Raw genomic sequence first — 11,197 nt, 5'->3', positions numbered from 1 at the left:
TGAGGCGCAACCGGTCTTTCCAAAGCCCAGGGCACACTCGATTCCCTGGCACCGAGCAGTCCTGCTTGCCGGCACGCTTAAACAGTAAGATCGCTTCACAGGCTCCAGGGTAATCGCCAACGTTCAGGCGTCTCACGATGGTGGATCGGCAAAAGGCTCCGGGGCCGATGTTATGGGCAAGCTCGACATAGGCGTCATACTCGAACTGATAGAGCGGTACCGAGATGCAATCCTTCAAGGCGAGCTCGAACGACCGCACCTCCCGCAGGCTTCGGTTGATAGCTTGCAGCGGGGTGATGGTATCGCCCATCTTCACCCCCTCGGTGCTACCAAACCCCAGCGTCGGCAGCGCAACCCCGTGAACCGGATCGGGGTAAGCCACGGGCTCATAGCCTTCCCGATTCAAGAGCCCTACAAACCCGGCCGCACTGAGCGTAAGCGCTGCAATGGCAATGCGAACCTTGCTCATCACTCACCACCTGGTCCAGAACGGGGCCGAATGATGTTTTGCCATAAGAACCAGCCCATCTGGACCGCAATCCACAGGAGCGTTGCGGCCAACACCCAATCATTGAGCGAGTAACCAGCAAGCGTCATGCTGGATACTAAAACCGGAGGCCCAGACTTCACTGCGGTGCCACCAAGGGCTGCTGCGGTGGCCATGCTTTCCTCTTTGCTCATCCGAACCCCCAGAAACGAAAAAACCCCTGCAAAGCAGAGGTCTAGACGTAGAATGCAAAAAGGACCGCACCCGTTCAGGTGCAGTCCTCCATCATTAGAAGCTACGTTAGCAAAAACTGCAGGCGATGTGAATAGTCAGGTTGCTTGATTTTCACACACATTCCATTGACGGAATGAATCACGCCCCTTACACTCATTTTAAATATCCGGCCTTAGTAACCATTCAGACAAGTTTGCCATGTGGGAAATTGAATTTACCGATGAGTTTGAAGAGTGGTGGTCAACACTCACTCCAGAAGAACAAGAATCCGTCGCGGCCACTGTCGGCTTGTTAGAGCAGTGTGGCCCCCAGTTGAGGCACCCACACAGTAGTGGGATCAACGGTTCAAAACATAGCCACATGCGTGAGCTGAGAACGCAACACGCCGGAGAACCTATCAGAACGCTTTATGCCTTCGATCCTCGTAGAGCGGCCATATTGCTTATTGGTGGCAATAAAACAGGGGATGACCGATGGTATGACGTTCATATCCCGATTGCCGATCGCCTCTATGACGAACATCTGGCACAACTGAAAAAGGAGGGCATCATCAATGGCTAAGAAATTTGCCGAACTGCGCGCCAAGATGGCTCCTGAGTCACAGGCTCGCGCAGCTGAAAAAACACAATCTATGCTATCAGAAATGCCCTTGGACGAACTGCGCCAAGCCCGCGGTCTGTCCCAGAGAATGCTGGCAGAAATACTGCATGTCCAACAACCTGCTATCGCCAAAATGGAGAAACGCACCGACATGTATCTGTCAACATTGCGTAGCCATATTGAAGCGATGGGGGGTGAGTTGGAGGTGGTTGCTCGCTTCCCCGAGGGTGCAGTCAAGGTTACCAACTTTTCAGACCTGGGAAGACAGAACCAGGCTTGATAAGCCAAAGGCGGTAAGAATTGCGATGGGGGCTTTGCTCCCATTTTTTTGGCCGCAGATTTTATATCGAATCCAAAACCGTACGTCATTCATGCAGTTTAAAAAATTGGTAATATTCACACCCAGGGTGTTACTTTTCCATGAAATTTAAACTTGGCGAATGTGGGGGCTGAATGATTACTCCGCCAGCTGACACTTACGCGTCAGCAGGCAGCCTTAGCGCTATTCACCCTCGCCTATCAGCGCCTGCACGTCTGCAGGTATCGCGGCTTCTTCAGCTCTACCCCAATAAACAGCCGCCCCAACGTGATCGCCGCTTTACCAGGGCAAGTCACAATTGACTACTTCCCGGCTTGCTATCTACGTTCAGCTTCACGTAACCTCAGTAAAAATATCTGATAAATCAGATCCTTCACTAAGCAGCCTGAGAGCAATCCACGTGATAGTCCCAACTCATCCATTCATCATCGGTGGTATTTACAACAGACGACTTAATATCCATGGGCCCTTCAAGGGGCAGCAACAAGGCGGGATATCCACACCGGCCTCAGTGCCCTATATTTTTGCCTTTACCAGCGATTCTGGAGCTGCATATGGATATCACGACAAGCCAGGACCAGACGGAACATTCTGGTACACAGGTGAAGGGCAAACGGGCGATATGCAAATGGTTCGTGGGAACGAAGCCATTGCCAGTCATGCAGCTCATGGCAAGATCATTCTTCTGTTCGAATATCAGCCAGACAACAATGTCCGTTTTCTCGGTGAAGTCGAATGTTTAGGACATCATACTGAACTACGACCAGACCGTAATGGGGTTCCAAGAGTGGCAATCATCTTCCACCTTGGGTTTCTCGCTCCCATACAAAATGGGAACCAAATTCAAACGCCGCAGGCCAGCTACACAGCACTCAAGAAGCTACCATCCAAACTCTCTTTGGCACAGCTCAGGGCTCTTGCGCTGACAGATGCACCGAGTAATGCCCCTCAACAGCAAAAGGTAACCAATGTAGCGTTACGTTCTGAAGCCATTAAGCGCTATGCCCTTGTAAGGTCTAACGGCAATTGTGAAGGTTGCACACAACCAGCCCCATTTCTCAGTAAGAAGGGCCGGTATCTTGAGGTTCATCATGTGTTTCGGCTTTCAGATGGTGGACCTGACCATCCAGCAAATGTGATCGCATTGTGCCCAAATTGCCATCGCAGAGCGCACCATGCTCTTGATTCAGATGCCTTCAACAAAAAGCTCATCAACTGGTTAGCTGTACATGAAATTCAATAATTGCACTGCCTGCCGACACGTCCTCGTCAGCAGGCAGCCTCTTAGCGCTATTTCCCTTCGCCTATCAATGCCTCCACCTCCGCACAGGTCTGCAGGTACCGCGGCCTCTCAAGCTCCACCCCGATAAACCGCCGCCCCAACGTGATCGCCGCTTTGCCGGTAGTGCCAGACCCCATAAAAAAGTCCGCCACCACATCACCAGGGCGACTGCTGGTCCGAATGATGTGCTCCATCATGGCCAGCGGCTTCTCGCAGGGATGTTTACCCGGGTAGGCTTGCACTGATGGGTACAACCACACATCGGTAAACGGCACATCCTGGGTGACAGAGAACGGCCGGCGCAACTGCTCATACTCCGCCCGCAACTCGTCATAGGATGCCACCAGATGGCTGTAAGTCTGGTGCAACCCCTGATAGGTCTCACTCAACCCGGCATAATCCTGCCCAAGTGCCCTGCCCCGCTCGGCAAACAGCGCCTGCAACTGGACATACTGCTCTCGGCTCGGCAACTGCCACTGGCTGGCACCAAACCAATGGCCAGCCATCTTGGTGCCGGTTACCCGGTTGATATCGGCAGCACTGACACCAGCCACCTCCCGGGCATGGCGGAAATACTCAATCAGCGGGGCAAACACCTGGCGGCGCAGATCATGGCATGCCTTCGCATAACCCGATCCCGCCTTGGCACTACCCTCCGCCCCCACCTGTTCAGCAAAAATGATCCGCTCACTCGCCGGCCAAAACGCTCGCATATCGGCCTTACGCATCCGGTTCCAGACTCCTGATGGCTTAGCCCACACGATATGGTTCAACACACGGAAGCGATCCCGGATCAGCATCTCCACATCCGCATTCATCCGAGGTGAACAAAACAGGTACACAGAGCCATTGGGCTTGAGCACCCGCCGGAACTCCAACAGGAAGGCATCGAGCCAGGCCAAAAACTCGACCCCACTCTCCCACTGGTTGTCCCATGCCTCCTGCTTCACCCCGAAATAGGGCGGGTCAGTCGCAATCAAATCAACGCTTGCCGCCGGCAGCGTCTTGATAAACTCCAGCGAGTCCGCGTTCACCAACCGCACCCACCCGTCCTGTAATTGTTTTTCCATGACTACCTCCAAGCAGGGGCTCAGAGGCACTCGCATTGTTGATGGCCTTACAACGGGGACACTTAATGTCGATCTGCCCCACAAAATTTGCCAATTTCTTGCCGCAATGGCCGCATCGTAATTCGTACATCTGATCAGGGGTCCTTAAGCGTGATAAGCTCACCCCGCTCTGCAGAGCAATGGTGGCCTTGGCTTAGCCCGTGACCGAGTGCATGTGGCTAGGTGGCCTGGTGGTGTTACCGCACTATCAGGTCGCCACTATCTCTCAGGCAACAAAAAGCCTGCTACATTACTGTGCGGGCTTTGTTTTTCGTGCAATGAAAAAAGGACTGAACCCGTTAGGGTGCAGTCCTCTATCATTGGGTTCTACTTTATCAAAAATTGCAGGGCGATATCAATAGCGTTAATCCCTTATGATTTCGTAGTTCCACCTATAATTCGTATATAGATGTGGCCTGTCATCATCGGATTTTGGATTTTTCTCAACTACCTTTAATCTCACCTTAGTTCCTACCGGCAATGCTCTAATCGCTTTGGAGCATTCTATATACATATCTTGAGGAAATACTTCCCCGGCAACTGGGTTGAGCCTACCCTCTTTTTTTCTCTGGTCCCAACTGACTTCTGCCACAATATATGTGTATTCGCTAGGATCTCTCCGGCCTGCCATAACTCCCCCTGAAAACCAAGAATCAATCATAAACACTACAATAATTTGGAAAGAATCTTCCCCGTCGTATTATCCAGTCGGTATTGAGAAATAGACCCATCCACAATGTGCTGGATCACTGCCAGTGCGCTATCCAGTGGCACATTAAACCACTCCTTCGGGGTATACATTTGACCGCTATGACTCTTGAGTTTCACATTCAAGCGCCGCGGAGCAAAAAAACCATGCACCAACGCCTCCAACTTCTGCGCATTTAGGTTAAAACATTGGTTGATTGCAACAATCTTGACCGGCGCTTCAAGGAAGGTGCTATCCAACTCCGCGTTTTTGATCCGTTGTTCAATCGATGTTTCTGTAAAACCGATCTTGTAGAGGTTGTGCTTGTAAGGAGCAAGAACAGGGTCGGTACTCAATGATTTGAGGATATAAACCAGTCCAGTTGGCACCGCGTCCACAGAAGGCAGCAATGACTGTCCATTCAACAACCCTTTTCGACCTTCTTTGTCGCGCACTAGGCCATGAGTCAACGATAGATAGAGCATGTGCATTTCGGTGCCATTCTCAAAAACCAAATGAAGCCTCGCGTTGTAATCCGCATATTGCTCAAGACGCTCGCCTTCGCTGACAACATAGCCGACCAATCCATTGAGAATGAAGAAATCCCCCTTGGCTATTTTCAATTTGTGAGCGAAGCGAGCCAAACTGAAGGAACCAACGTGTAATCCCTGATGGAAAGCGGCAAACAGCGGGGCAAAACGGGGAAATTCAGCGCATGGTTGGCGCTGAGCAATCTCATCTGGTTGCTCTTTTTTCTCGGCAGATATGTGCCGAAGGCTAAAAATATCGGGTTCGTCAAAGTCGAGTAGCCCATCATCATCATCGGCGAAAATATCCGCCAGTGATGTCACCAATTCAGATTTATTGATGCATGCCACCGGCTCAGGTTCATCAGTCAAACATGGCTCGCACGGCCCATTAACGGCATGACTTAACAGACCGAATTCATCTTGTGCCTGCAAATGTTCGCGCTGTGCGGGATTCGCCAAAATCCCCTTCAGTCGTCTGGCCAGCAGCTTCTCATCAAGTCGGGCACTGCCACCCTCCTCGGGTAACCGGCCATGCAGTGCATAGAATGCGGTGATCTCAGCAAACTGCGTCCCGGTAAGATCGGTGGGAGCTGCTTTGGCTTTCAGCGGCTGCACATCCAGCAACCCCAGATCATCCTCTTCACCGAGGATATCCCCTAGGCTCGGTTTATTGGCGAGCCTAGCTGTCGATAAGCGGATCATTTTAACGTCCCTGTGCTGCCATTTGTTGTTGCTTCATCTTGCGTACAAAAGCTAAAGCTTCCGCATAGCGCACCTCAATCGGGTCACTTGCATTAAGCGATGGTTCACGCCCGTGCTCACGGGTGAACAGCTTGATCTTGGGCCAGAGGATCACCGCCTCTTCCTCAGAAACCTGTGATTTAGTTGCACTTACCGCCTGTTGGATGGTTTTCAGCATGGCTGCAGTGACCTGCTTTGAAAGGATCTCATAAGCACCGTGAAACGGATTAACGGTATCAATCAGATCAATATCCAAATTGTCGATGCAGATGAACTTCTCACCCATCTTCAAAAATTGTTTGCCGGCAACGTTGCTGTCTGAACCATCATCTTTTTTGCCCATATCCACGTCGGCATCTTCTGGCAGGTCTTTGCCATCAACCAAGCCACCCTGCTGGTTGATCAATATGCTTTGCAGTAACCCTTGGCGAACCTGCTCTTGTTCCTCCTCGGTCAGGTCAGGATAGAGCGTTTGGATCACCTGGGGCAACACTACCTGTGTCACTGTTTCAGTTGGGGTAGAGTCAGTGATCGCCTCTTTAACCACCTGCTCTTTGGTTAAAAGCGACGCCATCAACTCGTTCCTGTCGCCGTTCAGAATGTCCAATACCTTCTGAGAAACGGGTGTGGCCGTGGTGTCATCGATAATCAGAGTATTAGGCGGTAGTGGTTTGCCATCCCATTGGGAGCGGGGCTTGAACTGAATGCTGGGAGCGAGGATTTGCTCCATCAACAGTGAAGTCGTGATTGCCTTGAGCATATTGTTTACCGATGCCCGAACATCCTCATCTTGCGCATCGGGTTGGGCGATCAGGTTGGTAAACTGGGCATGTCGCTTGCCTTTGCAATCCCGGGTAGCACGACCAATGATCTGCACAATCTCGGTCAGCGAGCTGCGATAACCGATGGTCAACACATGCTCGCAGTAAGGCCAGTCAAACCCCTCTTTGGCCATGCCAAGTGCAATGATGATATCCATATCATCCGCCGTCTTGATGTCCCGCAAATAGGCCTGCACTTTAGGCCGATCGGTGCCATCATCCACTAAGTTGGCCACTTTGAGGATACGCCCATCTTTGCCAGTAACGTGTAAGATACCAGTAGCAGGATCACCGACAATGTCTTCACCAAGCACATCGAGGATGGTATCTACCTCACCGTGTTTGTCCTTGGTCGACTCACCTGAATTGACGTTAGGGATATGGATAATGGTTTTTTTGCTGGCATCGAGCACATCCGGCAAGGCATCGATATAACGCCCTTGGTAGAAGTGATAGCCGATACCAAGGGATTTCAGATATTGATAGCCATTGAGTTGTTCGTAGTAGGTGTAAGTGACCTTGGTAAACCTGGCCTCATCCTCAGCGAGCAGGATCGGTACAGTATCACCCCGGAAATAAGAACCTGTCATCGCTACAATATGGGCGTTCGACTTGTTCATCAGGTCATCGATCAGGCTTCCCAACCGGTTATCACCATCCGCCGACACATGGTGAAACTCATCGATGGCCACCACGCAGTCATTAAAGACGGCCACTGGTAACTTATTAAACGCAAACCGCAGCGTGGCATGGGTGCAGACCAGGATGCGATCATCGCCATTCATAAAGCGCTGGAAAGCGTTGACCTTGCCGCTGTCACTGCCATCGACACAGAGATTATTTTCCGGGCTCACCACCCAATCGGCAAAGAAGCCATATTCGGTTAGCCGAGTATTCTGGAAGGATCCGCCGATGGACTTTTCAGGCACCGCCACGATCACCTTGCACAGCCCCTGGTGTGCTAACTTGTCGAGACCGAGAAACATCAGAGCACGAGACTTGCCACAAGCAGGCGGTGCCTTAATCAACAAATACTGGCTATTGCGCTCGTCAAACGCACGCGCCTGCATCTCGCGCATCCCCATTTCGTTTAAGCTGGCACTCTGACCGGTCTGGCCATACTCCACATGCAACAAATTGTTCATCGTGAATCCTTCCAAATATTGGGTACACTACGCCGGCCCTCGGCCAGCGTTGTTGATCAATGGGCGGCAAGCGCCTCGTAGCGAGCCAGTAGGCAGCTTAAACGATCCGCTGCATCCTTGAATGGTCGATCACGGTAGAGTCTGTCAACGGCTCTATCGAGTGCCTGATGAGCGGCCAGCAGAGCGGCTGGCATTTTGTCGGGGTCATAGAGTTCAGCGATGGTTCGACCGGAGAACTCTTCTCGGGTCAAAAGCACCTCTTCAGCTAAACGTTCGATCTGCTGCCGTTGTGAGTCTGTGACTTCAGGCCAAGGGAACGTGTTATAAACGATAGTAACTGAATAGCGATAATCACTCTTTAATCGCCCAGCTACTAATCTCATCCAATCACTATGTAATAGTGAGCTTAATATACCAAAGTCATACGAACTACCATCAGGTATTATGAAATTTAAATCGGTAGATATTGTGTCTTCTCCAAAACTCCCAATCGGTAAATACAGCCGACGTTCGGAAGAGACTTTCGGAACTAAAATAAACTTACCCAAACTTGATTGACTAATAAAACCAAAAAGATGTGGTGTTTCAGCTAAATCTCTTGTTGCAGCTCTAGGGCTCGCTTCACGGACAGCCTGCACATTACACACACGCTTGAATACTTCAGGCTTGGATAAAATATCATCTTTTGTAGCATCGACTAACCAAAGACACCAACGTTCCTTGCCATTTAAAAATTCGGTCGCCCCCAAAACTCGTTTAATCCAGCATTCAGCCTGAGGTTCCCTAATTAATAAATCATGCTTTTCTTGGCTGTCAAACAGGAGATTACCACCATCGTTTGGCATATTTCCGACTAGCATAGTCGACACACCGCTACAAATTGGCTTAGAGCGCACTGAAACAGCGATATTACTTCCTTCAAGAAGATAGGGACTGATATTGCTTACACTGCGAAAATGCCAAAAATTATCTACTTCTTGATATAATAGCTTTTGTGTAGGTTGTTCTGACAAACCAATAATTACAACATGAACAGCAGCTTTATCACGAGCATTGTTTTTCCAAACAAAGGTAGGATAAGCAATATGTATTGACAAACCCAAGTTAAAGATATGCGGCCAAAATGTACCGGATGACTCCCCCTGGCAAATGGAGTTTGTGGCCACTAGGGCAAGCTCTGTTTTGGAATTTTTGATATAATGCGCACCTTTCCAGAACCAGCAGGTTACAAAATCCAATGCCTTCGCTGCTTTAATATCACCCAATACAGCCTCCATATCTGAGCGCTGTTCTTCACTACGTCCAACGTGCCCCAAAAATGGTGGATTACCGATTACATACACCTCATCCTCAGGACCCTTGGGACATACCTGATACCAGTTTAACCGTAGACTATTACCACTGTGGATATTGCCGCTTTCACGCAAAGGAAGTGCTGGGGGGGCAAAACCAAACTCCTGCTGCCATTGACTATTGAGTTGGTGTTCGGCAAGCCACAGCGATAACCGGGCAATCTCACAGGCGAAATCGTCGATCTCAATACCATAAAACTGCGACAGGTGCAGCCCGCTCATGGCAAACCCTTGCGGGTCGACCGCTTCCAGCGCCTTGATCACCGCCATCTCCAGCTTGCGGAGCTCCTTATAGGCGACGATCAAGAAATTGCCCGAACCGCATGCCGGATCGAAAACTTTGATATTTCCCATCCGCACAAGCAACGCTTGCAGCCCTTTGGCACGTTTGTTCACTGCAACTTGGAGCTGCTTATCCAGTTCCGCCTGCAACGAGTCGAGAAACAGCGGCTTAATCACCTTCATGATATTGCTGTAGGAGGTGTAGTGCTGACCTAGGCGGCTACGCTGATTCACATCTATCACCGCCTGGAACATGCTGCCAAAAATATCCGGGTTGATCTCGCTCCAATCCATGGTGCCGCATTCAAGCAGGATCCTGCGCCCCTTCTTGCCTAGCTCTGGTACTGGTTGATCAGATGAGAACAGTCCACCGTTGACATAGGGGAATGTTGTCAGATGTACGGGCAAATTTTGCCTCTTGGAGCTGCCTGGTTCGCTGTTTAGCACCGAGAAAAGTTGATCGAGGAAAAAGTCCAGGTCTCGGCCATCTTCCTCTGTGTAGCTCTTGATAGCAGAGGTGAACTGTCCTTTGGTAAATATGCCTGTATCTTCGGCAAATAGACAAAACAGCAACCGGGTCAAAAAGACATTCAAGGCATGGATGTCAGCAGGCTGGCTAAGGTCATTTTGAATGCGAATGAGGTCGAACAGCTTGCCCATTTTCTCCGCTGCTTTGACATCGGCCGGGTTTTCACTGCTGACGATAGCTTTCTCAAGTCCGACCAAAGGTAGGAAAAAGCCATAGTTGCTGTGTAACTCCTCCAACTCAATATCGAGCAGTTCTTTGCTTAAAGTGTCCCACGCCAGAAACCGGATAAAGTCGGTAACCAGAACAAAACGGATCTTGTTTTTGGTGGTGGCTGGGTCACTCAAGCGCGACCCCAACAGCGCATCGAGATCTGCACCTTCTGCTGCGGGTTGGAAGTAAAGCTTGTTCTTCAGCGCGACATGACCAGGCTCTTTTGCGACATTTCGAGCACCACCTTGCCGTACCAAGGTAAGAGTCGCCTTAGGGAAATCAAACGCGGTCATAAAACCGTAGATAAACTCATCGCGATCGAGCTCGCAGGTAAGTTGCTCGAGCTGTTCAAAAATCTTCGCCTGATTGACGGCCATTGAATTTCCTAGAAAACAAGATGATGAAGCGTTGGATAAAAATAGTCTGGGCTACAACGGCCAGTAATTGAGGCAGCATCATTGCCAATTGGGCATGATACAACCCGCGAGCAGTAAAAAAAGGCCTAGCGGAGTGAAACTTGGGTTAGATCAAACAATTGAACGCTAACCGAACCAATATTTACAAGTTGGTTATCAGCTGCATATAACTCCAGCACACCTGACGAGACGGGCACCGCAACCAAAAGGGCGGCGTCATGCTGGCCGACTTCACCCCCATCGGTATTCAACAAGGCGACCTGTTCGCCAATCACCTGCAGGAACCCCACAGCGAGGCACTGATGCAGGTGATCGACAAAATCAATCAGGGAAGGTTAGGGAAGGTCTACTTTGGCGCAAAAGGGAGCGATAACACTGAATGGATGATGAAGCGGGAGCAGCTTAGCCCCCGCTACACCACAGTGCTGACAGAACTGCCGGTGGTGGGATGA

General features: G+C 50.4%; 12 protein-coding genes. 4 read left to right on the top strand and 8 right to left on the bottom strand.

Going from position 1 to position 11,197, the window contains the following annotated elements; all coding sequences use genetic code 11:
- Positions 1–469 (bottom strand): lysozyme (locus ACW5W8_RS17405; protein WP_498629107.1); only part of this gene is annotated, 469 nt, incomplete at its 3' end.
- Positions 469–681, bottom strand: coding sequence for a hypothetical protein (locus ACW5W8_RS17400; RefSeq protein ID WP_148612122.1), 213 nt, complete (start codon positions 679–681; stop codon positions 469–471). The genes ACW5W8_RS17405 and ACW5W8_RS17400, both read right to left, overlap by 1 nt.
- Positions 682–919: 238 nt before the next feature.
- On the opposite strand from ACW5W8_RS17400, the gene ACW5W8_RS17395 reads away from it, so the two are divergent.
- The 3 genes from ACW5W8_RS17395 to ACW5W8_RS17385 all read left to right on the top strand — a co-directional run bounded on the left by ACW5W8_RS17395 (position 920) and on the right by ACW5W8_RS17385 (position 2,883).
- Complete coding sequence (locus ACW5W8_RS17395; protein WP_148612124.1) at positions 920–1,282, top strand: type II toxin-antitoxin system RelE/ParE family toxin; 363 nt, start codon at positions 920–922, stop codon at positions 1,280–1,282.
- The gene (locus ACW5W8_RS17390; protein WP_148612126.1) at positions 1,275–1,601 is read left to right on the top strand and encodes an XRE family transcriptional regulator; all 327 of its coding nucleotides are present in this window, start codon (positions 1,275–1,277) and stop codon (positions 1,599–1,601) included. Before ACW5W8_RS17395 ends, ACW5W8_RS17390 begins: the two co-directional genes overlap by 8 nt.
- Before the next feature lie 337 nt (positions 1,602–1,938).
- The gene (locus ACW5W8_RS17385) at positions 1,939–2,883 is read left to right on the top strand and encodes an HNH endonuclease (protein WP_498629103.1); all 945 of its coding nucleotides are present in this window, start codon (positions 1,939–1,941) and stop codon (positions 2,881–2,883) included.
- 47 nt (positions 2,884–2,930) lie between these two features.
- Here ACW5W8_RS17385 and ACW5W8_RS17380 read toward each other — a convergent pair whose 3' ends face one another.
- The 6 genes from ACW5W8_RS17380 to ACW5W8_RS17355 form a co-directional block, all read right to left on the bottom strand.
- The gene (locus ACW5W8_RS17380; RefSeq protein ID WP_498629101.1) at positions 2,931–3,992 is read right to left on the bottom strand and encodes a DNA-methyltransferase; all 1,062 of its coding nucleotides are present in this window, start codon (positions 3,990–3,992) and stop codon (positions 2,931–2,933) included.
- Positions 3,904–4,122: a Com family DNA-binding transcriptional regulator gene (locus ACW5W8_RS17375; protein ID WP_101315174.1), complete on the bottom strand. Its 219-nt coding sequence runs from the start codon at positions 4,120–4,122 to the stop codon at positions 3,904–3,906. The genes ACW5W8_RS17380 and ACW5W8_RS17375 overlap by 89 nt, the downstream gene beginning before the upstream one ends.
- A 273-nt stretch (positions 4,123–4,395) precedes the next feature.
- Positions 4,396–4,692 (bottom strand): hypothetical protein, encoded by a 297-nt coding sequence (locus ACW5W8_RS17370; RefSeq protein ID WP_498629099.1) that lies wholly within the window; start codon positions 4,690–4,692, stop codon positions 4,396–4,398.
- A 5-nt stretch (positions 4,693–4,697) separates the two neighbouring features.
- Positions 4,698–5,951, bottom strand: coding sequence for a GIY-YIG nuclease family protein (locus ACW5W8_RS17365; protein WP_498629097.1), 1,254 nt, complete (start codon positions 5,949–5,951; stop codon positions 4,698–4,700).
- Position 5,952: 1 nt separating this feature from the next.
- Positions 5,953–7,956 (bottom strand): DEAD/DEAH box helicase, encoded by a 2,004-nt coding sequence (locus tag ACW5W8_RS17360; protein ID WP_498629095.1) that lies wholly within the window; start codon positions 7,954–7,956, stop codon positions 5,953–5,955.
- 56 nt (positions 7,957–8,012) lie between these two features.
- Positions 8,013–10,706, bottom strand: a complete 2,694-nt coding sequence (locus tag ACW5W8_RS17355; protein WP_498629093.1) for a DNA methyltransferase — start codon at positions 10,704–10,706, stop codon at positions 8,013–8,015.
- A gap of 257 nt (positions 10,707–10,963) precedes the next feature.
- On the opposite strand from ACW5W8_RS17355, the gene ACW5W8_RS17350 reads away from it, so the two are divergent.
- A complete protein-coding gene (locus ACW5W8_RS17350) occupies positions 10,964–11,197 on the top strand; it encodes a DUF4113 domain-containing protein (protein WP_498629092.1) in 234 nt (77 codons plus the stop codon).

It is taken from the genome of Aeromonas aquatilis (assembly GCF_054052405.1).
The sequence above is the reverse complement of the archived record's forward strand: the minus strand, read 5'-3'. Positions and strand labels throughout refer to the sequence as shown.

Coding starts and splice junctions, on each gene's coding strand:
- ACW5W8_RS17400 (WP_148612122.1), bottom strand. CDS start 681: ATGAGCAAAGAGGAAAGCATGGCCACCGCAGCAGCCCTTGGTGGCACC.
- ACW5W8_RS17395 (WP_148612124.1), top strand. CDS start 920: ATGTGGGAAATTGAATTTACCGATGAGTTTGAAGAGTGGTGGTCAACA.
- ACW5W8_RS17390 (WP_148612126.1), top strand. CDS start 1,275: ATGGCTAAGAAATTTGCCGAACTGCGCGCCAAGATGGCTCCTGAGTCA.
- ACW5W8_RS17380 (WP_498629101.1), bottom strand. CDS start 3,992: ATGGAAAAACAATTACAGGACGGGTGGGTGCGGTTGGTGAACGCGGAC.
- ACW5W8_RS17375 (WP_101315174.1), bottom strand. CDS start 4,122: ATGTACGAATTACGATGCGGCCATTGCGGCAAGAAATTGGCAAATTTT.
- ACW5W8_RS17370 (WP_498629099.1), bottom strand. CDS start 4,692: ATGATTGATTCTTGGTTTTCAGGGGGAGTTATGGCAGGCCGGAGAGAT.
- ACW5W8_RS17365 (WP_498629097.1), bottom strand. CDS start 5,951: ATGATCCGCTTATCGACAGCTAGGCTCGCCAATAAACCGAGCCTAGGG.
- ACW5W8_RS17360 (WP_498629095.1), bottom strand. CDS start 7,956: ATGAACAATTTGTTGCATGTGGAGTATGGCCAGACCGGTCAGAGTGCC.
- ACW5W8_RS17355 (WP_498629093.1), bottom strand. CDS start 10,706: ATGGCCGTCAATCAGGCGAAGATTTTTGAACAGCTCGAGCAACTTACC.
- ACW5W8_RS17350 (WP_498629092.1), top strand. CDS start 10,964: ATGCTGGCCGACTTCACCCCCATCGGTATTCAACAAGGCGACCTGTTC.